22 protein-coding genes and 1 tRNA gene are annotated in these 23012 nt (G+C 69.5%); 7 read left to right on the top strand and 16 right to left on the bottom strand.

All coding sequences use genetic code 11. The features are described from left to right. The first annotated feature begins 140 nt into the window (after positions 1–140). On the top strand, positions 141–2054 hold the full coding sequence (locus ACG02S_RS06665; RefSeq protein WP_394469658.1) for a peptidylprolyl isomerase: 1914 nt from the start codon (positions 141–143) through the stop codon (positions 2052–2054). A 28-nt stretch (positions 2055–2082) separates the two neighbouring features. After that, positions 2083–2158 (top strand) — tRNA-His (locus tag ACG02S_RS06660). A gap of 68 nt (positions 2159–2226) precedes the next feature. Here the strand turns inward: ACG02S_RS06660 and ACG02S_RS06655 are convergent. Continuing rightward, a complete protein-coding gene (locus ACG02S_RS06655) occupies positions 2227–2694 on the bottom strand; it encodes an Lrp/AsnC family transcriptional regulator (protein ID WP_394469657.1) in 468 nt (155 codons plus the stop codon). Positions 2695–2791: 97 nt separating this feature from the next. Between ACG02S_RS06655 and ACG02S_RS06650 the strand changes: the two genes are divergently transcribed. The 3 genes from ACG02S_RS06650 to ACG02S_RS06640 all read left to right on the top strand — a co-directional run bounded on the left by ACG02S_RS06650 (position 2792) and on the right by ACG02S_RS06640 (position 6294). Continuing rightward, a complete protein-coding gene (locus ACG02S_RS06650) occupies positions 2792–5035 on the top strand; it encodes an aminotransferase class V-fold PLP-dependent enzyme (RefSeq protein ID WP_394469656.1) in 2244 nt (747 codons plus the stop codon). 48 nt (positions 5036–5083) lie between these two features. Beyond that, entirely contained in the window at positions 5084–6019 is a 936-nt protein-coding gene (locus ACG02S_RS06645; RefSeq protein WP_394469655.1) for a VTT domain-containing protein, read from the top strand. 98 nt (positions 6020–6117) lie between these two features. Continuing rightward, positions 6118–6294 carry a hypothetical protein gene (locus tag ACG02S_RS06640; RefSeq protein ID WP_394469654.1) on the top strand — a complete coding sequence of 59 codons (177 nt, stop codon included), beginning with the start codon at positions 6118–6120 and terminating at the stop codon, positions 6292–6294. A 16-nt stretch (positions 6295–6310) separates the two neighbouring features. Here the strand turns inward: ACG02S_RS06640 and ACG02S_RS06635 are convergent, their stop codons facing one another. Genes ACG02S_RS06635 through ACG02S_RS06625 form a run of 3 tightly spaced genes read right to left on the bottom strand, consistent with a single transcriptional unit; the run spans position 6311 to position 9704 of the window. Further along, positions 6311–7537, bottom strand: a complete 1227-nt coding sequence (locus tag ACG02S_RS06635) for a class I SAM-dependent methyltransferase (RefSeq protein WP_394469653.1) — start codon at positions 7535–7537, stop codon at positions 6311–6313. Then, positions 7534–8325, bottom strand: coding sequence for a DUF1365 domain-containing protein (locus tag ACG02S_RS06630; protein WP_394469652.1), 792 nt, complete (start codon positions 8323–8325; stop codon positions 7534–7536). Before ACG02S_RS06630 ends, ACG02S_RS06635 begins: the two co-directional genes overlap by 4 nt. Next, positions 8322–9704, bottom strand: coding sequence for an NAD(P)/FAD-dependent oxidoreductase (locus ACG02S_RS06625; RefSeq protein ID WP_394469651.1), 1383 nt, complete (start codon positions 9702–9704; stop codon positions 8322–8324). Before ACG02S_RS06625 ends, ACG02S_RS06630 begins: the two co-directional genes overlap by 4 nt. 188 nt (positions 9705–9892) lie before the next feature. Here ACG02S_RS06625 and ACG02S_RS06620 point away from each other — a divergent pair, with 188 nt between their 5' ends. Continuing rightward, positions 9893–10480, top strand: coding sequence for a sigma-70 family RNA polymerase sigma factor (locus ACG02S_RS06620; RefSeq protein ID WP_394469650.1), 588 nt, complete (start codon positions 9893–9895; stop codon positions 10478–10480). Positions 10481–10501: 21 nt separating this feature from the next. Continuing rightward, positions 10502–11170 (top strand): ChrR family anti-sigma-E factor, encoded by a 669-nt coding sequence (locus tag ACG02S_RS06615; RefSeq protein WP_394469649.1) that lies wholly within the window; start codon positions 10502–10504, stop codon positions 11168–11170. Positions 11171–11179: 9 nt separating this feature from the next. Here the strand turns inward: ACG02S_RS06615 and ACG02S_RS06610 are convergent, their stop codons facing one another. The 12 genes from ACG02S_RS06610 to ACG02S_RS06555 all read right to left on the bottom strand — a co-directional run bounded on the left by ACG02S_RS06610 (position 11180) and on the right by ACG02S_RS06555 (position 23000). Next, entirely contained in the window at positions 11180–11812 is a 633-nt protein-coding gene (locus ACG02S_RS06610; RefSeq protein ID WP_394469648.1) for a DUF1349 domain-containing protein, read from the bottom strand. 100 nt (positions 11813–11912) lie between these two features. After that, on the bottom strand, positions 11913–12359 hold the full coding sequence (locus ACG02S_RS06605) for a DUF2177 family protein (RefSeq protein WP_394469647.1): 447 nt from the start codon (positions 12357–12359) through the stop codon (positions 11913–11915). 169 nt (positions 12360–12528) lie between these two features. Continuing rightward, the gene (locus ACG02S_RS06600; RefSeq protein ID WP_394469646.1) at positions 12529–13140 is read right to left on the bottom strand and encodes a DUF6134 family protein; all 612 of its coding nucleotides are present in this window, start codon (positions 13138–13140) and stop codon (positions 12529–12531) included. Further along, a complete protein-coding gene (locus ACG02S_RS06595) occupies positions 13137–13922 on the bottom strand; it encodes a DUF1295 domain-containing protein (RefSeq protein WP_394469645.1) in 786 nt (261 codons plus the stop codon). Before ACG02S_RS06595 ends, ACG02S_RS06600 begins: the two co-directional genes overlap by 4 nt. 7 nt (positions 13923–13929) lie before the next feature. Beyond that, complete coding sequence (locus ACG02S_RS06590) at positions 13930–14979, bottom strand: SAM-dependent methyltransferase (protein WP_394469644.1); 1050 nt, start codon at positions 14977–14979, stop codon at positions 13930–13932. Between the two features lie 137 nt (positions 14980–15116). Continuing rightward, on the bottom strand, positions 15117–15491 hold the full coding sequence (locus ACG02S_RS06585) for a hypothetical protein (protein WP_394469643.1): 375 nt from the start codon (positions 15489–15491) through the stop codon (positions 15117–15119). A 197-nt stretch (positions 15492–15688) separates the two neighbouring features. Beyond that, entirely contained in the window at positions 15689–16411 is a 723-nt protein-coding gene (locus ACG02S_RS06580) for an alpha/beta fold hydrolase (RefSeq protein WP_394469642.1), read from the bottom strand. An 82-nt stretch (positions 16412–16493) separates the two neighbouring features. After that, positions 16494–16985 carry a dihydrofolate reductase gene (locus tag ACG02S_RS06575; protein ID WP_394469641.1) on the bottom strand — a complete coding sequence of 164 codons (492 nt, stop codon included), beginning with the start codon at positions 16983–16985 and terminating at the stop codon, positions 16494–16496. After that, the gene (locus ACG02S_RS06570; protein ID WP_394469640.1) at positions 16982–17791 is read right to left on the bottom strand and encodes a thymidylate synthase; all 810 of its coding nucleotides are present in this window, start codon (positions 17789–17791) and stop codon (positions 16982–16984) included. Before ACG02S_RS06570 ends, ACG02S_RS06575 begins: the two co-directional genes overlap by 4 nt. A 31-nt stretch (positions 17792–17822) precedes the next feature. Then, positions 17823–18434 carry a TetR/AcrR family transcriptional regulator gene (locus ACG02S_RS06565; protein ID WP_394469639.1) on the bottom strand — a complete coding sequence of 204 codons (612 nt, stop codon included), beginning with the start codon at positions 18432–18434 and terminating at the stop codon, positions 17823–17825. Beyond that, a complete protein-coding gene (locus tag ACG02S_RS06560) occupies positions 18431–19846 on the bottom strand; it encodes an efflux transporter outer membrane subunit (protein ID WP_394469638.1) in 1416 nt (471 codons plus the stop codon). Before ACG02S_RS06560 ends, ACG02S_RS06565 begins: the two co-directional genes overlap by 4 nt. Position 19847: 1 nt before the next feature. Continuing rightward, positions 19848–23000: an efflux RND transporter permease subunit gene (locus tag ACG02S_RS06555; RefSeq protein WP_394469637.1), complete on the bottom strand. Its 3153-nt coding sequence runs from the start codon at positions 22998–23000 to the stop codon at positions 19848–19850. Positions 23001–23012: the final 12 nt, after the last annotated feature.

Raw genomic sequence — 23012 nt, 5'->3', positions numbered from 1 at the left:
AAGTCCAGGGGGCGGGGCCTGCGGGCGCTGGCGCCGGCACCCCATAGAATGCTTGCTTTTGTCCGAAGGCGAACCCTGGTTCGCCTTCGTCGCGTTGGGTGCAGCCCGCTGCGCCGCGTCAGTTCTCAAGGCCTTCCGAGATGTTCGAATTCGTTCGTCGGCACACCCGCCTGTTCCAGTTCATCCTGCTGGTGCTGATCCTTCCGTCTTTCGCCCTCATCGGCATGGAGGGGTACACGAGCATGATGGGAGGCGCCAACACGGGCGTCGCCACGGTCAACGGCCGCAAGATCACCCAGGGGGAATGGGACGCCGCTCAGCGTGACTTCGCCGACCGCATCCGCCGGCAGAGCCCCGGTGTCGACGCCAAGTTGCTGGACACGCCCGAGGTCAAGCACCAGGCGCTGGAGAACCTCGTCACCGAGCGCACGCTGCAGGCCGCGGCCGAGCGCGAGCACTTCACGCCTACGCCTGAAGTCGTCAACGCGCGCTTTTGGGCCGACCCCGAGTTCGCACCGCTGCGCAATGCGGACGGCACGGTCAACCGGGCCTTGCTGGCCGCGCAGGGCATGACGCCGTCGATCTTCCTGCAGCGTCTGCGCCAGGACTACGCGGTCCGCCAGGTCACCGCGCCGGTGGAGTCGTCGGTCACCACGGGCGACGCCGCGCCCAAGCTGGCCTTCGATTCGCTGCTGCAGCAGCGCGAAGTGCAACTGCAACGTTTCGACGTGAAGCGCTATGCCGCGGACATCAATCCCAGCGACGCCGACATCGAGGCCTTCTACAAGGAGCCGGCCAACGCGGCCAAGTTCCAGCTGCCCGAATCGGCGCAGATCCAGTACGTCGTGTTGGACCTGGAGGCGCTGAAGAAGGACGTCAGCTTCACCGAGGACGGCCTGCGCAAGTACTACGAAGAGAACGCAGCGCGCTACAGCGTGCCCGATGAGCGCCGCGCCAGCCACATCCTCATCAAGGCAGAGCGCAGCGCGCCCGCCGAGGAGCGCGCCAAAGCCAAGGTGAAGGCCGAGGCGCTGCTGGCCGAGGTTCGCAAGAACCCTGCCTCGTTCGCCGACGTGGCCAAGAAGAATTCGCAGGACGAGGGCTCGGCCGCCAACGGCGGTGACCTGGACTTCTTCGGCCGCGGTGCCATGGTCAAAGAGTTCGACGCCGCCGTCTACGCGATGAAGCCGGGTGAGATCAGCAACCTGGTCGAGACCGACTTCGGCTATCACATCATCCAGTTGACAGCCACCCGCGGCGGTGAGAAGAAGCCGCTGGAGGCCGTGCGCGCCGAGGTCGAGTCCGAGGTGCGCAAGCAGCTCGCGCAACGCAAGTATTCCGAGGCGGCCGAGCAGTTCGGCAACTTGGTCTACGAGCAGTCCGACACGCTGCAACCCGCCGCTGAAAAGCTGAAGCTGCAGCTCCAGACCGCCACCGTGCAGCGCCAGCCGCTGCCCGGCGCGACCGGCCCGCTGGCCTCGCCCAAGCTGCTGGACGCTGTGTTCGGTGCCGACACGCTTCGCAACAAGCGCAACACCGAAGCCGTGGAGACCGGCCCGAGCCAGCTCGTGTCAGCCCGCGTCGTCAAGCACGACCCGGCGCGCGTGCCGCCGCTGGCCGACGTGAAGGACCAGGTGCGCGGCCAACTGGTGCAAAAGCTCGCCACCGCCACCGCCAAGAAGGCCGGCGAGGCCCGCGCGGCCACACTGAAGGCCAACCCCGCCGACACCTCCGGCCTGGACGCGGCCGTCACCGTCTCGCGCGCCAAGCCGTTCAACCTGAGCCGCGCACAACTGGAAGCCGTGCTGGGTGCCGACGCCAGCAAGCTGCCCGCGATCGTGGGTGTTACAGCGGATGACGGCAGCTACGTGGTCGTGCGCATCAACCAGCTGCAGCCGCGCGATCCGGCGGTCATCGACGACAAGGCCGCCGCTCGCCAGTACGCCGCCGCGTGGGCCCGTGCGGAGACGCAGGCCTACATGTCCGCTTTGAAGACCCACTACAAGGCCGCCATCAAAGTGGCGTCTCCCGCCTCGGCAGCCAGCGCCCCCTGATTTTTAGGCTATACTCTTTGGCTCTGCGGTGGCTGTAGCTCAGTTGGTAGAGTCCAGGATTGTGATTCCTGTTGTCGCGGGTTCGAGTCCCGTCAGCCACCCCAAGAAATTCGAGAAGTAACCCAACGGCCCGGCAGCGAAAGTTGCCGGGCCGTTGTGCTTTGCGGGGCGCTTATTGCACGTAGCTGAGCGGCAGCGCCGTGGTCAGCTTGAGCTCCTCCATTGCGAAACTGGAGCTGACATCGTGCAGCTGCGTACCGGCGATGAGCCGCTTGTAGACCTTGTCGTAGGCGGCGATGTCCGGCACGACGACGCGCAGCAGGTAATCCACATCGCCGCTCATTCGATAGAACTCGACCACCTCGGGAATGGCCTGCACCGTGGCCTTGAAGGTCTCGAACCAGTCCTGCGTGTGGATGCTGGTGCGCACCGACACGAACACCGTCACGCCGACGTTCACCTTGCGCGCATCCACCAGCGCCACCTGGCGGGCGATGACGCCGGACGCCTTCAGCCGTTGAATGCGCCGCCAGCATTGCGTCGTCGATAGGCCGACCTGTTCAGCGACCTGGGCCACTTGCTGCTCGGCATCTTTTTGCAGAATTTCCAGGATCCTGACATCGACGGTATCCAGTTTCATATGGTCTATTTTATGAGGAATCTGTTTTCGCGCCGGGCCTGATCGCGCACGGCTGATGCAAACCGTTTCTGCATGCTGCCGCGCAGAATTCGCGGCCATGGAGCTCTATCTCGACGCGAATGCCACGACCCCCGTGCTCCCGCAGGCCCGCGAGGCGGCGTTGGCCGCGATGGCGGATGACTTCGGCAACCCCAGCAGCATCCACAGCGCCGGTTTGAAGGCACGCGCGCTGATGGACGGCGTGCGCGCCCGCGCGCGCCGCGTGCTGGGCGCGGACACCGGTCGGCTGCTGTTCCTCAGCGGCGCGACCGAGGGCATACAGACGGCGGTGCTGTCGGCGCTGAGCGCCTGCCGGCGGGCGGCCGTGAAACCGGAGCTGCTGCTGTACGGCGCGACCGAGCACAAGGCCGTGCCGGAGGCCATCCGGCACTGGAACGCGCTGCTGGGGCTGGACCTGCCGCTACTGGCGATTCCGGTGGGGCGCGACGGCCGGCATGACCTGGCGTGGCTGCGCTCCCATGCGCCGCGCGCCGGCCTGGTCTGCACGATGGCGGCCAACAACGAGACCGGCGTCATCAGTGACCTGGACGGCATTGCGGACGCGCTGGCGGGCAGCCCGGCGCTGTGGATGGTCGACGGCGTGCAGGCGCTTGGCAAGCTGCCGCTGCGGCTTGCCGAGCGCCGTATCGACTACGCGCCGTTCTCTGGCCACAAACTGTATGCGCCCAAGGGTATCGGCCTGCTGTACGTGCGGGAGGTCGCACCGTTCACGCCGCTGCTGGCCGGCGGCGGCCAGGAGGGTGCGCTGCGTTCGGGCACCGAGAACATGTCCGGAATCGCCGCTCTCGGCGCGGTGCTGGCGGCGCTGGAGGAGGGCCAGGTCTTTCGCGGCCACGGGACGCTGGCCGCCTGGCGCGACCGGCTGGCCGATGCGCTGCGGCAGGCGTTCCCCGGCGTGGTCTTCAATGCGCCGGCCGAGCTGTGCCTGCCGACGACGCTGAACTTCGCGGTGCCCGGCGTCAGCGCGCGGCTGCTGCTGGACCTGTTCGACGCGGCCGAACTGCGCGTCAGCGGCGGTTCGGCCTGCAGCGCGGCGAAGTCGCAGCCCAGCGATGTGCTGCAAGCCATGGGTCTGCCCGCCTGGCAGGCGGCCGAGGCCGTGCGGCTGTCGTTCGGGCCGGTCGTGGACGAGGACTTCATCGACGAGGCCTGCGCGCGCATCCGCGTCTGCGGAGATTCGTTGCGCGACAGCTGCATGCGCCCCGGCGCCCCCGCGCAGGCGCTGCCGGCCCACGGCCTGACCCGCTTCGACAGCGAAGGCGCCTGCTGCTACCTGCTGGCGGACGCGGCCAGCCGCCGTGCCGTGGTGATCGACCCCTTGCCCGAGCTGACCGCGCGCCTGGCGCAGTGGCTGGCCTGCCAGGATTACGACCTCGCGGCCGTGCTGGACACGCACAGCCACGGTGACCACGCGTCGTCGGCGGTCGAGCTGTGGGCGGCGACGGGGCAGGAGTGTGGCAGCGTTGACAGCCTGGGTTGGCCCGCAGATGCAGAAGCTATCGAGCTGGGAGCGCTGCGGCTGACCCGCCTGGCGCTGCCCGGCCACACGGCAGACTCGACGGCCTACCTGCTGCACGACGCTGCGGGGCTGCGGCTGACCCTGATCGGCGACACGGTGATGCCTGGCGCGCTGGGCCGCAGCGACTTCCCGCAGAGCGCGCCGCAGCAGTACGCGGCGTCGCTGCGCCGGCTGGCAGACGTCGTCGGCCCGCGAGGGCTGTTGTTGCCGGGGCATGACTACGACGACCGTTTTGCCACCACGCTGGCCGTCGAATGCGCTGCGCAACCGCTGCTGGGCGAGCTTTTCGGCGGGCGGCTGGACGACGGCGGCTTCGCGCAGGCCAAGACTGCCCTGGAGCAAGACCTGGCGCTGACTGCCTATCAGACCGTGGCCTGCGGTGCGCGCGTGGATGCCGGCTGTGCGCTGGCCGGCGGCGAACTGGCGCCCGAAGCCTTGCAGAACCTGCTGCGCGAGCCCGCCGGGTTGGTGCTGGTGGATGTGCGCGAGCCCTACGAGCAGCGCCTGGGTCAAACGCCGGAGCTCGGCCCGGGCGCGACCCTGGAGGCCGTGCCGCTGTCCGGCCTGCCGGAGGCGCTGGCCCGTTGGCTGGCTTTGCCGGCCGGGACGCCGCTGGTGTTCTTCTGCCGCAGCGGCAATCGCAGCGCACAGGCGGCGCGGGCGCTGCGCCGGCTGGGGTACGTCCAGGCCTGGAGCCTGTCTGGCGGGCTGGCGCTGTGGCCGCGCGCGGCGGCCGGCGTCGATGCAGCACTGGCCATCTGAGCCACTGCTCGTGCGCGGGCCGCGCCGGCTTGGCTATGCTGGCCGGCCATGGACCTGCTGACCGAACTCTTCGCCCGCCACGGCCTTCTCACCGTGGCGCTGGCCGTGCTGCTGGGGCAGATCGGCGCGCCGCTGCCGTCTACGCCGGTGCTGCTGCTGGCTGGGGTGGAGGCGGGCGGCAGATCCGGCTTCGCGTGGCAGGCCTTCGTCGTCGCGACGCTGTCGGCGCAGGTGGCCAACGGGCTGTGGTTCTGGGCCGGCCGGCGGCTGGGGCGGCGTGTGCTGGCCACGCTGTGCCGCATCTCCATCTCGCCGGACAGCTGCGTGCGCCAGAACGAGGCCAGCTTCGCGCGGCGGGGCGTGCTGACGCTGGTGATCGCCAAGTTCGTGCCCGGCCTGTCCATCCTCGCGCCGCCGCTGGCCGGCACGCTGGGCATGCGCACCGGGCACTTCATGGCCTGGAACCTGGTGGGCTCGGCGCTGTGGACGGGCTCGGCGATCGCCGTGGGCCGCCTCTTCCACACGCAGATCGACGCCGTGCTGCAGGCGCTGTCGCAGCTCGGCGGTGCGGCCCTGGTGCTTGCCGGTGCATTGCTGCTGGCGTATCTGGCGTGGCGGCTATGGCGACGCGCGCAGGTCAGCCGCGAGCTGAAGCGCTTTGACCGCCTGGGGCCGGCCGAGGCCCTGGCGCTGCTGGACGGGCAGGGCGAGGTGCTGTTCGTCGACGTGCGGGCACACACGCCGGGCGTGTCGCTGGGCAGCCGCATTCCCGGTGCGCGCCATCTGGACCTGGGCGCGCTGCGCCAGGAGGCGCTGGCCGACTGGCCGCCGGGCGCAGAGCTGATCACCTATTGCGCCTGCCCCAACGACGCGTCCGCCGCGCGCGCCGCGCTTTGGCTGCGCCAGCAGGGGCGCCGCGTGCGCGTGCTGCGCGGCGGCATCGATGCGTGGACGCAGGCAGGATTGCACGTCGAGACGGTCTGATCGCGGCGACAGGTGTTGCGCCTTCATCGGTGTAAACCCTAAAATAGGGTTTACCCGATAACAAGGAGCGCACAACGCTCCGCCACCCGAACTCCATCATGACCCTGATCCAGAACTTCCTGCAGTCGCTCCGCGGTGCGCTGGCCGTCCAGACCCAACAAGACAGCGACGAGCAATTCTTGTCCCACGCGGTGGACCATGCTGACTTGGAGCGCCGCCTGGCCCATCAGTCGCGCGCCTACGCGTCCATGGCGCCGCTGAACATCGGTCGCTGACCGACTGCCCGACGGATCAGCGCCCCAGGCGGTACAGGCCCACGTCGATGCGGCCGTCCAGAAAGCCGGCCTCGCAATAGCTGAGGTAGTAGGTCCAAAGCCGCTTGAACGCCAGGTCGAAGCCCTGGGCCTCGATGGCCGGCCATTCCGCCAGGAAGCGGCGGCGCCATTCGGCCAGTGTCAGTGCATAGCCGCGGCCGAAGCGTGCCGCGGTCGTCAGCGACAGGCCCGCCTGCTGCGCCTCGCGCGCCATGCGCTCCGGCGTCGGCAGCATGCCGCCCGGGAAGATGCAGCGCTGGATGAAGTCCGGCGTGTCGCGGTAATGCTGGAAGTGCGCCTCGTCGATGGTGATGGCCTGCAGCACCGCCACGCCGCCCGGGGCCAGCCGCGCGCGCAAGGTGTTGAAGTACGTCGGCCAGTAGGCCTCGCCGACCGCCTCGATCATCTCGATGGACACGATGCGGTCGAACTGACCGTCCACGTCGCGGTAGTCCTGCAGCCGCAGGTCGACGCGGTCGTCCACGCCCCACTGCGCGGCGCGCTCCCGGGCGAAGGCCAGTTGTTCGGTGGATAGGGTCACGCCCACCACCTGCACGCCGCAGCGCTGCGCCAGCGCCGCCGCCAGGGTGCCCCAGCCGCAGCCGATCTCCAGCACGCGCATGCCGGGCCGCAGGTCCAGCAAGTGCACGATGCGGTCGAGCCGCTGCGCCTGCGCGGCCTCCAGCGTGTCGCCCTCGTTCTCGAACAACGCGCTGGAGTACAGCATCGTGTGATCCAGCCAGCGCGCGTAGAACGCGTTGCCCAGGTCGTAGTGGAAGGCAATGTTGTGCCGGCTGCCGCGCTTGGTGTTGGCGCGCTTGCGGTGGAACAGCTGCGCCAGCCAGCGCGCCGGGCCGCGCGCGTCGGTGACGCCGCCCAGCGCCGATTCGTTGGCCAGTCCCAGCGACAGCAGCGCGGTCAGGTCAGGGCTGCTCCAGTCGCCGTCGCGGTGGGCGAAGGCCAGGCCCAGGTCGCCCTCGAGCAGCAGCCTCAGCAGCCCGCGCCAACGGTGCAGGTTCAGTTGCGCTTGGGGGCCGGGCAGGGGGCCTGTGGCCTGCACGCGGCGGCCGTCGGGCAAAGTCAGCGCGAGTCCGCCCACGCGGATGCGCTTTAGCAGGGCGCGCAGAGGCGCATGGCGGGCCGCGAGCGGGGCGCCGGAGAGCGTGGCGGCGGGCAGTCGGTCAGGGACGGTGGTGGAGTTCATGTGGGGTCGCCGCGTCGGATGACGGTCATGGGGTTTGCCGGTGCGGCCGGTCGGTCGTGCAGGCGCGCGCCCTTGATCCACAGGCGCAGCGCCTCCCAGTGGATGCCGGCGATGACCTTCAGCGTCAGCAGCGGGTGCGTGACGAAGGCGCGCAGCAGCTGCGCGTCGGTCAGCGGGCGGCGTTCGGCGTCGAGGCGCGCGTTCAGCACCGCGGCGTCGGTGTCGTCGTGCACGCTGATGCCCACGCCCAGCCGCTCGCTCGGCGGCGTGATGCGGAAACGGTAGTGCATCGCCATGCCCAGGAAGGGCGAGACGTAGAGCTGCTTGTCGCAGCGTTGAGCAATGACGCTGTCCGCGCCGGTGGTGGTCTCGTCCACCTCGATCAGGTAGCTGTGGCGCTGGCCGAAGGTGTTGTTGACCTCGTAGATCATGGCTTGCAGCCGGCCGCCCGGTGCGTGGCAGAACCACAGGCTCAGCGGGTTGAAGGCATAGCCCAGCACGCGCGGCATCGCCAGCAGGCGCACCGCGCCGCCGGTGGGCAGGCCTGCGGCGCGCAGCTGGGTGTCGATGTGCGCGCGCAACCCGGCCGTCGTCGCCGCGCTGCCGTCGCCGTGGTCGGCGGGGTGGAAGCTGAACAGGTTGAAGCGGCCGATCGAGAACCAGCGCAGTCGCAGCGATTCGAGCTCGTCCAGATCCAGCAGCAGTGAGAACACGCGGTAGCGCAGCCGGTGGCGCAGCGGCTTCAGCCGCTGGTGCATCACGGGGCCCGCGTAGAGCGCTGAATTCATGCCGCCACCACGTCGGCGGACCGGGGCAGATGAATGCGGGATGACTCGCCTGCCACCGACCACGGCCGGCGCACGCCGCCCAGCGCCTCGGCCACCGCGAGGCCGGCCTGCAGGCCGTCTTCGTGGAAGCCTGAGCCGAAGTAGGCGCCGCAGAACCAGGTGCGCTGGTCGCCCTGCAGAGACCACAGCTCGCGCTGCGCCGCGATGGCCGCAGCGTCGAAGCGCGGGTGCTCGTACACCTCGGTGCGGATCAGGTGCTCGGGCCGCGGCGCAACCGCCGGGTTCAGCGTGACGAACAACGGCGGCGCGTCCGGACCCTGCGGCAGGTGCGGTTGGAGGCGGTTCATCCAATAGGTGACCGTGGGCAGCGCGTCGCCCTGGCGCTCGGCCAGGTAGTTCCAGCTGCACCACACTGCACGGCGGCGCGGCATCAGTGCCGGGTCGCTGTGCAGCACCGCGTGGTTGCGCGTGTAGCCGAAGGCGCCCAGCAGCCGGCGCTCGGCGTCGCTCGGCGCGTTCAGCAGCTGCAGTGATTGGTCCGCGTGCGAGGCCATCACGACATGGTCGAACGGCTCTGTCCAGCCGGCGTCGCCGCGCTGCAGCCGCACGCTGAACGCCTCGCGGTGCACGGCCGTCACGGCCTGGCCCCGGTGCAGGCGGTCGGCGAAGCCTGCCGTCAGCCGCCGCACATACTCGCGGCTGCCGCCGTCCACGGTGCGCCAGACCGGCCGGTCGTTGACCTGCAGCAGCCCGTGGTTTTCGCAGAAGTGCACGAAGGCGCCGACAGGATAGTCGCCGATGCGCTTGGCCGAGCACGACCAGATCGCCGCGCCCATCGGGTAGAGGTGGTCGTCGCGGAAGGCGCGGCCGTAGCCGCGGGCGTCCAGGTAGGCGTCCAGCGACTGGTCGCCGCAGGTGGCGGCGTCGCCGGGCGCCTCCCGGTAAAAGCGCAGCAGCTCGCGCAGCATGGCCCAGAAACGCGGGCGCAGCAGGTTGCTGCGCTGCGCGAACAGGCCATTCAGGTCAGTGCCGGCGTACTCCAGCGCGCCGTGGTCCAGGCTGACGGCGAACGACATGTCGGAAGCCAGGGTGGGCACATCCAGGTGCCGGAACAGCGCCGTCAGGTTGGGGTAGGCCGGTTCGTTGTAGACGATGAAGCCGGTGTCCACCGGCACGCTGGTGCCGCCGCAGGGGGCATCCACCGTGTGACTGTGGCCGCCAACGCGGGCGTCGGCCTCGAACACGTGCACCTCGTGCCGCTGCGACAGCAGCCACGCGCAGGACAGCCCGGCGATGCCGCTGCCCACGACGGCGATGCGCAGCCCGCGCGGCTCACCCTCCAGGGGCGACAGGCGGTTTCGGGCGGCGGGCTGGGGCATGATCATTCCTGTGTGCTTTGGAGGTTGTACGCAGCCGGGCTTCGGTTGGATCCCTTCAGGCGATGATCCAGTTTGCCGCTGGTTGCGTAGAAGGTGGCATGGGCTTCCCCCGACCCGACACCGTACGCAACCATCCGGCCTCCCGTCCGGGCGGTGCCCCGCCGTTGTCGTCGCCGAGAACCCCGCATTTGACCGTCGTCCCGCTGAACCCCGAACGCGCCGCTGCGCCGCTCGACCCTGATTGGGCCGCCGAGCTGGCGTGCATCGCCGAGCGGCAGGACCGTGCCGCGTTTGGCCGTGTGTTCCTCCATTTCGCGCCCCGGTTGAAGAGTTGGCTGCTGCGCACTGGCAGCACCGACGAGCAGGCCGAGGAGCTGGCGCAGGAAGCGCTGGTGACCGTGTGGCGCAAGGCCGCGCTGTTCAACCCGGCGCAGGCAGCGGTCTCCACCTGGATCTTCACCATCGCACGCAACCTGCGCGTGGACGCCGCCCGGCGCCGCCAGCTGGACGGCGCGGGCGACGAGTGTTTCGAGTTCGACCTGCTGGCCGCCGAGCAGCCCGGCAGCGACGAACTGCTAGACGCCAGCCGCATGACGAAGCGGGTACGCGAGGCGCTGCGGCAGCTGCCGCCCGAGCAGGCGCAGGTGCTGCGCCTGTCCTATTACGACGACGAACCGCATGCACGCATCGCGGCCGAGCTGGGGATCCCGCTGGGCACCGTGAAGTCGCGCATGCGCCTGGCTGTCCAGCACCTGCGCCGGCTGCTGGACCTGTGAACCCTGACTGAAGTGCCGACCATGGAGCCGCTGGAAATCCGCCATCATCCCCCCGACGAGTTGCTCCTGGGCTACGCCAGCGGTGCGCTGCCGGGCGGAACTCGGGTGGTGCTGGCGACTCATCTCGAACTGTGCCCGGACTGCCAGGCGCGCGTTACGGCACTGCGCGCCTTGGGTGGCGCGCTGCTGCAGGATGAGGCCGCCGCACCGCTGAGCGATGACGCACTGGCTCGCGCGCTGGCGCGCATCGACGAATTGCAGGCGCCCGCGACGGTCGCGCTGCGCAAGGCCAACCCTCCACCGCCGCTGCCAGCCGGTGCCGTCTGGCCGCGCGCGCTGCGCGACGCCAGTGCCACGCGCTGGCGTTGGCTGGGGCCCGGCATGCGCTGGAGCCGCGTGACGCTGCCGGACGCGCCCGAGGCCAACGTCTTCCTGCTGCGCATCGGCGCTGGCAAATACCTGCCGTCGCACACGCACACCGGCACCGAGCTGACGCAGATCCTCTACGGCCGCTTCCACGACGGTCGCGCGCTGTTCGGCCCTGGCGACTTCGACCTCACCGATGGCGACGTGCATCACCAGCCGGTGGTGCAGGACGGCAGCGAGTGCATCTGCGTGGCGGCGGTGGACGGCAAGCTGGCCTTTGACGGGTTGGTGGCGCGCTGGCTGGGCGGCATGGTGGGCATGTAGCCCCTGGCCTCAACCGGCCGGTGGTGCCAACCGCCCGGGTTCGAATTTCAGGAACGAGAACGCCGCCTCGTAGCCGGCCTTCTTGGGGCTGCAGGCGTACAAGCCGCAGTCGATGCCTGTGGCTGCCTCCCGCTCCAGCAGCCTGGCCATGCGGATCTGCTCCCAGTGCCGTCCGTCCAGCGAACTGTCGACGATGAAGTCGCAGCCTTCCGCACGGATGCGCAACCACACGGTGTTCTGGTCCTTGGCCAAGGGTTGCGTCGACCAATCCGAGTACTGGCTGTTGGTCACGACGGCGCCAAGGCGGTTCAGGCCGTCAGGCTCGAATTCCACCGACGTCTTCAGCCAGCAGGCCGGCGATAGACGAACCATCAGGCCCGCTTGGTCGTACTGGTGAACCGCGTGGAACGAGACCTGCGTGGTGAGCACGAAATCGGAGGTCGCGCGCATCTTCAGGAAGTGCCCGTTGTCGGCCTCGAAGCCGTAGTGGGTGCGCTGCCAGAAGTCCGTGCCGGCGTCGGTCCGTATCCGCAGGCAGGACGCCTCAGCGTCCAGTTGCCAGTGCGCAGGCTCGCAGCGCCAGCTCAGGCGGGGGGCGAGGGTCGGACCGGAAAAGTTCTCAAGCAGCGGCGCATCTGACATGGATCTTGCGAATCAAGGGGCGGCATGCCCGCTGCGATTCTGACCCATGAATCATCGTGGGCGAGCGTGCACGCGATCCACAGGTGAGCGTGTCAGCGCCTCAGCGCAAGCCACCGGCGGACCGGCGCAGGAACCTCAGCGTCACCACCGCAGCGACCCAACACGACACGCCCGTCACCGTGCCGCCCCAGACCAGATCCACGGCGGTCACCAGCCAGGGCCAGCCCTGCATGGTGGCCTGGTTGGTGAAGTCGTAGGTGCCGTAGCACAGCAGACCCAAGAGCACGCCGCGGACCAGCGCCTGCCGGGCGCGGCCGCTGGCCAGTGCAGGAGCGATGGCGAAGTACACCAGGCCTGCGAAGTAGAAGACGTAGAAAAGCACTGCCGCTGCCCAGTCCACCGTGGGCGCCAGCAGGTGGCCGATGGCCGGCCGGTACAGCGCGGCGGTGGCGGTGCTCAGCCAGACGGCGTCCATCGCAAGAAACACCAGCAACGTCACGGCGTAGGCGAGCGGCCATTGCCAGCGGGGGGAGGGCAGGGAGGTCATCGGGTTCCTTCAGGTGGGCGATTTGCAGTTTGCGGGGCGAGCGCCGGCCGGTCCCAAGCCGTCCCGGGTTGGTGATGTGCTTGCGGCTCAAAGCCGCGAGCATCGCCGCCCCCTCGGCGGGCCGGCTGGACACGCCCGCGTTCAGCATGGCGGGGCTGGACGAGGGGCGTCACTTCAATCGGTAGGTCAGCAGCCGCCCGCCCTTGACGCGGGCGTCCAGCCCCAGCCAGCTCGCGTCGCCGCGATCCAGCCACATGACCAGGTCCTGGGTGACGCCGCTGGGCGGCGTGGCGGTGAGGTGCCAGCGCTTGGCCTGCACCTCGCGCTCGCGCACGGTGAGCGTCGCATCGGGCAGGCGCTCAAAGCGCGCCTGCTCCACCCGGCCGGTCTGCGGGTTCAGCAGCCGGTTCTGCGCGGGCAGCGCGGGGTTCCAGTAGGCAAAGGTCATCAGGCAATCGTCGTCGGCGGTGCGTGTCTGCGCCACCTGGAGCGGCTCGCCGTCGTCGTCGGTGCTGGACTGCAGATCGGCCAGGCAGTCGCCGCGCCAGCGCTCACGGGCCTCGTGGCGGTAGCGGAACACGGTGAGGCCAAGCAGCTTCACATCCATGTGTGCGACGCTGTGCACCTCGCGGGCTGCCGGCGGCCCGGTGACGGTGAAGCGGTGCGAGCCGACGCGCTTGCCGTCCAGGCGCACCTCGAAGTTCCATGTCTGGGCCTGCGCCAGCCCGCAGGCCAGCATGTTGCAGGTGAAGGTAAGGACGAGGGCGGCAACGCGCTTCATAAGGCGCTCCGCCGCGGCGGCCACGGGATGAACGCGCTGGTGCGGGCGATGTAGTCGCGGTAGGCCGGGCGGCGTTCACCGATGTCCTGCTCCAGCAGTGCCACGCCGGACACGCGCAGCAGCAGCACGGTCATCAGCAACGGCGACACCAGGCACCAGGCGGCGCTCCAGCCGCCGCCCGACATGCCCATCAGCCCCAGGCCCCACCACACGCAGGCTTCGCCGAAGTAGTTGGGGTGGCGGGAGTAGCGCCACAGGCCGCGGTCCATCACACGTCCCTGGTTGGCCGGGTCGCGCTTGAAGCGGGTGAGCTGCGCGTCGGCCACGGCTTCGGTCAGCAGGCCAGCCAGCGCCAGCGCAGCGCCCAGGCCGTCCCAAACGCGCCACGGCTCACCTGTGGCTGCGGCCAGCACGGGCCACCCGACCACCCATCCCAGCACGGCCTGCAGCCCGAACACCAGCCACAGGCTCTTCAAGCCGAAATTCGGCTGGTTGCGCGCGCGGATGGCCTGGTAGCGGCGGTCTTCGCCATGGCCCCAGTTGCGCCGAGTGACGTAGACCGTCAGCCGCAGCGCCCAGGCAAGCAGCAGGGCCAGCATCACGGTCAGCCGCGGGTCGGAGCCCAGCAGCGCCACGTAGAGCGCGGCCGGCGCGGCGATGAAGGTCGCCCAGACGCGATCGGCCAGGCTGGCATCGCGCAGCGGCACGCTGGCGGCCCAGGTGGGCAGCGCGATGGCCGCGGCGAGCGCGAGGCCCCAGGCGGCGGCTTGCAGCGTGGTCATCGCGGCCTCAACGCCGCGGTGCGAACAGGTAGTGGCTGACCCACCACTGCTGGCCGCCGTCGTAGGCGAACAACTCCTCCACCGACAGCAGGAACAGCCGCCAGCGCTGCCACCACATCGACGCCTGCGACTTGCCGTAGACCGACACGAACATCGGCATCAGCTCGGCGCGGCGCGCGTCAAAGCGCTGCAGCCAGGCGGCGGCGGTGCGCGCGTAGTGGCGGCCGTCCCAGCGCCAGCGCTGCTGCAGCGCGAGCTCGTCCTGGCACATCAGCGCGAGGTCGTCGCTGGGCATCATGCCGCCGGAGAAGAAGTACCGGCTCATCCAGTCGCTGGCGTCGCGCACCTCAAACGCATAGGGCGCCTCGCGGTGGGCGAACACGTGCATGAAGAACAGCCCGTTGGGCCGCAGCCAGCCGGCCACACGCGCGAAGGCCTGCGGCCAGTTGCGCAGGTGCTCGAACATCTCCACCGACACGACGCGGTCGAAACGCCGCTCGGTGGCGAAGGCGTTGAAGTCGCAGGTCTGCACCTGCAGGTTGGCGAGGCCGCGCGCCGCAGCCTGGGTCTCAATGTACTCGCGCTGCGAGGCCGAGTTGGACACGGCCAGGATTTGCGCGTTCGGGAAGTGCGCCGCCATCCACAAGCTCAGCGAGCCCCAGCCGCAGCCCAGCTCCAGGATCTGCTGGCCGTCCGCCAGTTGCGCCCGCACGGCGGTCTCGGCCAACGCGGCTTCCTCGGCCTGCTCCAACGTGTTGACGCCCTCGGGCCACCAGCAGCTGCTGTACTTGCGCTGCGGCCCCAGCATGGCGCCGAACAGCTCGGGCGGCAGCTCGTAGTGCTGCTCGTTGGCCTTCTCGGGCAGCAGCGCCAGCGGCGCCGCGCGCAGGGATGCGAGGAAGCGCTGCGTCAGCTCGGCCGCGGTTTCGCCGTCACCGTGGCGCAGCTCCTGCAGCCGCTGGCGCAGCAGGTGGCGGATGCCCAGCCGCAGCGCGGCATCGGGCAGCAGGCCGCGTTCGGCCAGTCGGAGGGCGGTGGAGCTGTCGTCGCTGGCCATGGGAGTTGTCGGGCTGAGCTGGGTTCCTGTTTGTACGCAGCAGCGGCTGGACTGGATCAGCGCGCCAACGAAAAGGCCCGGTGCGTCGGCACCGGGCCTGCGCCTTGCCGCCTTGGGGCGGACGACCTTGGCCGTGATCAGTTCCGGTCGGCGCGCGGGGGCAGCGGTTCCTCGGCGGCGTCCACCGGCGCCGTGGTGCGGTTCATGTCGGTGCTGGCCGGGGTGGACGATTGCCACGCCGTGGGGGCGGCCGGTGCCGGCTCGGTCGGTGCCATGGGGGCCGGCTGCGCCTGGGCATATTGTTTCGACGGCGTGGTGGGCGTCGCGTCAACGGGCGCCGGTGTCGGTGCGGCGTCCAGCGGGTTAGTCTGGCTCACGACGTCCGACTGGCCGGTGGCGGCGTTGTTCGCGCTTTCGTTGGCCGACTCTGACGGAGCCTGGCTGGCGCAGCCGGCGACGAGGCCGGCGAGGGACAGGGCAATCAACGTGGGGATCGGATTCAGCTTGATCATGATGACTCTCCGCAAGTGGTTTCCGTTCGCCACAACCGGCGCCACGGTGCGACGGATGCCGCACAGGGAGTTGGCAAGGCGCGTTCCCGGTTGCCTTCACACGACTGGCGAGGCAGCTGCGATACAGCCGCACAAGCGACGCCCGACGGGGCGTTCAGCACCGCGCTTGCCGACGCCTGTGCACGCGCCGGTCAGATCTACCGGGCGTCGACCTGTTGCAGCCAGCGCAGGAACGGCGGCACAACCGCCTGGGGTTGTTCGAGCGTAGCCATGTGGCCGGCTGCTGGCACGGTCACCAGCGCCACGTCGCCGCCCAGCAGGTCGGCCATCTCCTGGCTGCGTTCGGGCGGCGTGACCTGATCATCCATGCCGCACAGCACCAGCGCCGGGCAACGCAGTGTGGGCAGCACGTCGCGGCGGTCCTGCCGCGTCATGGCGGCGGTCTGCTGGCGGATGAAGCCGGGCTGGCCGGTGCTGCGCGCCATGCCTTCCAGCAACTGCACCAGCCGTCGATCGTCCGCGTGGTCGGGGTGAAACAGCTTGGCCGGGAAGCTGGCCAGCGTCGCCGCGAACGTCGACTGGCCGGACTGCAGCGCGGCGATCATGCGTTCGCGGTTCTGGCGCGCCTCAGCCGTGTCGGCGCGGGCGCTGGTGTCGATCAGCGCAACGCCGGCGATGCGCTCACCCAACTGCCGGCACAACTCCAGCGCGACATAGCCCCCCAGCGAGAAGCCGGCCACCGCGAACGGGCCGTCGGGCATGCTGGCGGCAGCCTGTGCGGCGAGGTCGGTGACGTTGTCGGCCGTGTGCGTCTGGCCTACGACGATCAGGCGGTGCGGCGCTGCGGCGTGGATCAGCGGGTCCCACACGCGCGCGTCGTTGAGCAGGCCGGGGAGCAACAGCAAAGGGGTGGCGGCCATGGGGGCTACGAGAGTGATGGAGCCGGCACCGTACGCCTCGGTGGGGCGGTACTCTGTCGGACAAGCCCGCGTTACGTGCCGCTCAAGCCCGGCGCAGGTAGTCGACCAAGTCGAATCGAAGGCCGCTGGCGGCGATGCGTGTCTCGCGTGCGGATTCAATGAACGCGTCGCGCGGCCAATCCGGGAAGTGCCGGTCTGCGTCCGGGAAGACGGCATCCACCTCCGTCAGCGCGAGCTTGTCTGCCACCGGCAGGGCCAGCGCGTAGATCTCGCTGCCGCCGATGACGCAGACCTCGGGCTCCGTGCAGGCCGCCAGCGCGCCGTGCAGGCTGGCGAACACCTCGGCGCCGGGCAGCTCTGTCGCCGAGCGGCTGATGACCAGGTTGCGGCGGCCGGGCAGCGGGCGGAACTTCACCGGCAGCGAGTCCCAGGTCTTGCGGCCCATGACGACGGGCTTCCCCACCGTGACGGCCTTGAAGCGCGCCATGTCCTCGGGGAGGTGCCACAGCAGCGCGTTGTCACGGCCGATGGCACCGTCGCGCGCGACCGCCGCGACGAGCGTGATCTTGCTCATACCGCCACCGGCGCCTTGATCGCCGGATGCGGGTCGTAGCCACTCAGCTCGAAGTCTTCGTACTCGTAGTCGAAGATGCTCGCCGGGCGGCGCTTGATCGTCATGGTGGGGTAGGCGCGCGGCTCGCGGGCCAGCTGAGTCTGCACCTGCTCGAGGTGGTTGTCGTAGATGTGGCAGTCGCCGCCGGTCCAGATGAAGTCGCCCAGCTGCAAGTCGCACTGCTGGGCCAGCATCATCGTCAGCAGTGCGTAGGACGCAATGTTGAATGGAACGCCGAGAAAGATGTCTGCCGAGCGCTGGTAGAGCTGGCAGCTCAGCTTGCCGTCCGCGACGTAGAACTGGAAAAACGCGTGGCAGGGCATCAGCGCCATCTGCGGCAGGTCGGCCACGTTCCAGGCGCTAACGATGATGCGGCGGCTGTCGGGGTTGGTCTTGAGCGTCTTGACGACGTCGGCAATCTGGTCGATATGGCCGCCGCCGGGCGTGGGCCAGTTGCGCCACTGCACGCCGTAGACCGGGCCGAGGTCGCCGTCCTCGCGCGCCCATTCGTTCCAAATCGTCACGCCGCGGTCCTGCAGCCACTTGACGTTGCTGTCGCCGCGCAGGAACCACAGCAGCTCCAGCACGATGGACTTCAGGTGCACCTTCTTGGTCGTCACCAGCGGGAAGCCGGCAGCGAGGTCGAAGCGCATCTGGTGGCCAAATACGCTGCGCGTGCCGGTGCCGGTGCGGTCGCTCTTTTGCACGCCATGCTCGAACACATGGCGCATGAAATCTTCGTATTGCTGCGGAGGGCGGGTGCTCATGACCGCCATTCTCCGACAGCCTTTGATGCGCCTACGGCGCCAGCAGCACCTGCAGCACGCGTCGCATTACCGGGGCCATGGCTGCCGTCCGCTGTGGCATGGCGGGATTGCGCACGCCCAGCACGGTCAGGCCGTTGAACAGCGCGCCCAGCAGCAGCGCGCGTCCGAGGATCTCGTCCGGCGGCAGCCGACTGGCGGCCTCGTCGCCCAAACTCTGCCGTATCAGTGCCTGAGCCTTCTCGTGGACCAGCGCCTCGCTGCGCTGCACAACGGTGGCCAGCTTGGCATTGCGGCTGGCCTCGGCCAGCACCTCCATCTGCAGTGCCGCCTCCGAAACCTCGCTGTGCTCGTCGATGGCCTCCTCCGTGTGCGCCAGCATCTGCTCCAGCAAGGCACCGCCCTGCTGGAACTCGGCGATGCGCGCCAGCACGTCCTCGCAGTCCTGCTCGACGATGGCCGCAATGATGTCGTCCTTGTTCTCGAACAGGTTGTAGATGTGGCCCGGGCTCATGCCCGCCGTCTTGGCGATCTCGGCCATGCTGGCGGCGTGGAAGCCGCGGCGCCGAAAGCACTCGGCTGCGGCGTCCAGCACCTGCTGGCGGCGGGCCAGGGCCCGGTCGGAGGGGGGGGCGGAGGTGGTCACGACGCGGATTGTGGCGCTGCTGCGCCGGTGTTCGAGCCACCCCCCAGCGTCTTGTACAGCGTCACACGGTTGACCTGCTGCGCCAGCCGCGCATTGATGAGCCCTTGCTCGGCGGCGTACAGCGTGCGCTGCGCGTCCAGCGTGGCGAGGCGGTCGTCCAGCCCCTGGCGGAAGCGCGCCTCGGCCAGTCGCAGCGCATCCTGCGTCTGCCCCACCAGCCGCTGCTGCGACGCCACCTGCTGGCCCAGCGTGGCGCGTGCGGCGAGCGCATCCGCCACGTCGCGGAAGGCGCTCTGGATGGCCTTTTCGTACTGCGCCACGGCGATGTCGCGGTCAACCTTCGCGATCTTCAGGTTCGCGCTGTTGCGGCCGGCGTCGAAGATCGGCAGCGACACCTGCGGCATGAAGCTCCAGATGCCGGTGCCTGAGCGGAACAGCCCGTCCAGCTCGTTGCTGGCCGTGCCGGCGCTGGCGGTCAGGCTGATGCGCGGGAAGAAGGCCGCGCGCGCTGCGCCGATGTTGGCGTTGGCGCCCTGCAGCGTGCGCTCGGCCTGCTGCACGTCCGGGCGGGCGAGCAGCACGTCGCTGGGCAAGCCGGCGGACAGCTCGGCCAGCTGGGTGACGGGGGCGTCGGTGCCGGTGGCCGGCCATTGCGCGGCGGTCAACGGCTGGCCCACCAGCAGTTCCAGCGCGTGGCGGTCCTGGGCAACCTGGGCCGTGAGGCTGGCGAGGTCGCTGTTGGCCTGTTCGGCAGCGATCTGGGCCTGGCGCAGGTCCAGCGTGGAGGCCACGCCGGCGCCCTGCAGCCGCTGCGTCAGGCGCAGGCCGTCCTGCCGGGCCAGCAGGGTCTGTTCCGCCAGGCGCAGGCGCTCCTGGTCGGCCGCCAGCGTCAGGTAGCCGCCGGCCACCTGGGCAATCAGGCTGATCTGAGCGCTGCGGCGGGCGTCGTCGGTGGCCAGGTATTGCTGCAGCGCGGCGTCGTTGAGGCTCTTGACGCGGCCGAACAGGTCCAGCTCGTAGGCGCTGATGCCCAGCGTGGCCGTGTACTGGCGGGTGATGGTGCCGCCCGGCGCGCGTGTTGCGGTCTGGCCGGCGCCGGCCGCTATGGTGGGCAGCCGGTCGGCCTGCTGCACGCCGTACTGCGCCTGGGCGCGTTCTACGTTCAGCACCGCGACGCGCAGGTCGCGGTTGTTGGCCAGGGCCTGCTCGATGAGCGTCTGCAGCTTGGGATCGGTGAAAAACTCGCGCCATCCGATGTCAGCGACCTTGGCGTCAGCGGTCGTCACTTGCGGCACCGGCCATTGCTGCGCGACGGGAGCAACCGGGCGCTCGTAGGTGGGGGCCATGCTCGCGCAGCCGGCCAGTGTCAGGCTGGCGGCCAGCAGGGTGAGGCTCAGGAATTTGGTGCTCATGTCAGTGGCCCTCCAGGGCTTGGGGCGCTGCGTGCGTGGCAGGCGCCGGAGAAGTCTTCTTGGTGCCGTACGGGAACCACTTCTGCACGGCGATGAAGAACACCGGCACGAAGAAGATGCCCAGCACGGTCGCGCTCAGCATGCCGCCCAGCACGCCGGTGCCGATGGCGTTCTGGCTTCCCGAGCCGGCGCCGGTGGCGATGGCCAGCGGCAGCACCCCCAGGGCGAATGCCAGCGAGGTCATCAAGATGGGCCGCAGCCGTTGGCGCACGGCATCCAGCGTGGCGGTGATGGCGTCCTTGCCGGCTTCCATCTCGGCCTTGGCGAACTCGACGATCAAGATGGCGTTCTTCGCCGACAGGCCGATGGTGGTCAGCAGGCCGACCTGGAAATACACGTCGTTGGACAGACCGCGCGCGGTGGCCGCCAGCAGCGCGCCGATGACGCCCAGCGGCACCACCAGCATCACCGAGAACGGGATGCTCCAGCTCTCGTACAGCGCGGCCAGGCACAGGAACACGACCAGCAGCGAGATGGCGTACAACATGGGGGCTTGGTCGCCGGTCATGCGTTCCTGGTAGGACATGCCCGTCCAGCTCACGCCCACGCCGGGCGGCAGCTTGGCCGCGATAGCCTCCACCGACTTCATCGCCGCGCCCGAGCTCTTGCCCGGCGCTGGCTGGCCCAGCACCTCTAGCGCAGGCAGGCCGTTGTAGCGCTCCAGGCGGGGCGAACCCAGCTCCCAGTGCGCCGTGCCGAAGGCCGTGAACGGCACCATCTGGCCCGACGCGCTGCGCACGCGCCAGTTGTTCAAGTCCTCGGGCTGCATGCGGTAGGCGGCGTCGGACTGCAGGTAGACCTTCTTCACGCGGCCGCGGTCGATAAAGTCGTTGACGTAGGCGCCGCCCCAGGCGGTGGACAGCAGGGTGTTGATGTCGGCGACCGACAAGCCCAGAGCGCCGGCCTTGGCCGTGTCCACGTCCAGGCGCAGTTGCGGCGCATCCTCCAGGCCGTTGGGGCGCACGGCCACCAGGGTCGGGTCTTGCGCGGCCATGCCCAGGAACTGGTTGCGTGCAGCCACCAGCGCCTCGCGGCCCACGCCGCCCTGGTCTTGCAGGTAGATGTCGAAGCCGCTGGCATTGCCCAGTTCCAGCACGGCCGGCGGTGCGAAGGCGAACACCGACGCGTCGCGGTACTGCATGAACGCGCCCATCGCGCGGCCGGCAATGGCCTGCACCTTCTGCGCGGCGGCCTCGCGCAGGCTCCAGTCCTTCAGCTTGACGAAGCCGATGGCCATGTTCTCGCCGCGGCCGGCGAAGCTGAAGCCCGTGACGGCAAACACTGAATCGACGTTGTCCTTCTCGTTCGTCAGGAAGTGGTTTTCCACGCGCTGCACCACGTCCAGCGTGCGGGCTTGCGTGGCGCCGGCGGGCAGTTGCACCTGCGAGAACAGGATGCCCTGGTCTTCTTCCGGCAGGAAGGACGTGGGCAGGCGCAGGAACAGCCAGGCCATGCCGAGCACCAGTGCGCCGTACACCACGAGGTGGCGGCCCCAGCGGCGGATCATGCGGGCGACGACGCCCTGGTAGCCGTGGGTCGCGCTGTCAAAGCGGCGGTTGAATGCACCGAAGAAGCCCCGGGTGGCTGGGCCGTGGCCCGGCTTCAGCAGCGTGGCGCACAGGGCCGGCGTCAGCACCAGCGCCACGAACACCGACAGCACCATCGCCGACACGATGGTGATGGAGAACTGGCGGTAGATGACACCCGTGGAGCCGCCGAAGAAGGCCATCGGCACGAACACGGCCGACAGAACCAGGGCGATGCCCACCAGCGCGCCGGTGATCTGGCCCATGGACTTGCGCGTGGCCTCTTTGGGCGTCAGGCCCTCCTCGGTCATCACGCGTTCGACGTTCTCCACCACGACGATGGCGTCGTCCACCAGCAGGCCGATGGCCAGCACCAGGCCGAACATCGTCAGCGTGTTGATGGAAAAGCCCGCCACGGCCATGACGCCGAAAGTGCCCAGCAGGACCACCGGCACGGCGATGGTCGGGATCAGCGTGGCGCGGAAGTTCTGCAGGAACAGATACATCACCAGGAACACGAGGATCACGGCCTCGACCAGCGTCTTCACCACCTCGTGGATGGAAACCTCGACGAAGGGCGTGCTGTCGTAGGGAATGACGGCCTTCACACCAGCGGGCATGTAGGGCTCCATGCGCTTGAGCTCGGCTTCCACCGCCTTGGCGGTGGACAGCGCATTGGCACCGGTGGCCAGCTTCACGGCCAGGCCCGCAGCGGGCTTGCCGTTGTAGCGTGACACGGTGGCGTAGCTCTCGGCGCCCAGCTCCACGCGGGCCACGTCGCGCAGGTGCACGGTCGCGCCATCGGCGCTCGTGCGCAGCACGATGTTGCGGAACTGCTCCGGCGTCTGCAGCCGGCTCTGTGCCGTCACGGTGGCGTTGAGCTGCTGGCCGACATTGGCGGGCGCCGCACCCAGCTGGCCGGCGGAGACCTGCGCGTTCTGCGCCTGGATGGCGGCGGTCACGTCGGCCGGGGTCAGGCCGTGCTGGTTGAGCTGGTTGGGGTTCAGCCAGATGCGCATCGCGTACTGCGCGCCGAACAACTGCACCTCGCCCACGCCTTCCACGCGGCTCAGCGGGTCCAGCACGCTGGTGGAGACGTAGTCCGACAGGTCGGTGCCGTTGAACTTGCCATCCTCCGACACGAAGCCCACCACCATCAGGAAATTGATGGTGGACTTGACCACCTGCACGCCCTGGCGCTGCACTTCCTGCGGCAGCAGCGGGGTGGCGGCGGCCAGCTTGTTTTGCACCTGCACCTGGGCGGTGTCGGGGTTGGTGCCGGCGGCAAACGTCAGCGTGATGCTGGCGTTGCCCTGCGAGTCCGACGTGGACGACATGTAGGTCAGGCCGTCGATGCCCTTGAGCTTTTGCTCGATGACCTGCGTGACGGTGTCTTCCAGCGTCTTGGCGGACGCGCCGGGGTAGCTGGCGTTGATGGAGACCTGCGGTGGCGCGATGCTGGGGTATTGCGAGACCGGCAGCTTGTTGATGGACAGCGCGCCGGCCAGCATGACGACGATGGCCAGCACCCACGCAAAGATGGGGCGGTCGATGAAGAAGCGGGACATGGTGTCGGGCTC

The sequence above is a fragment of the Pelomonas dachongensis genome, assembly GCF_043555865.1.
In the GTDB taxonomy this organism is placed as follows: Bacteria; Pseudomonadota; Gammaproteobacteria; order Burkholderiales; family Burkholderiaceae_C; genus Pelomonas; species Pelomonas dachongensis.
Note: the sequence above shows the minus strand (reverse complement) of the source record. Positions and strands in the feature narration are given on the sequence as shown.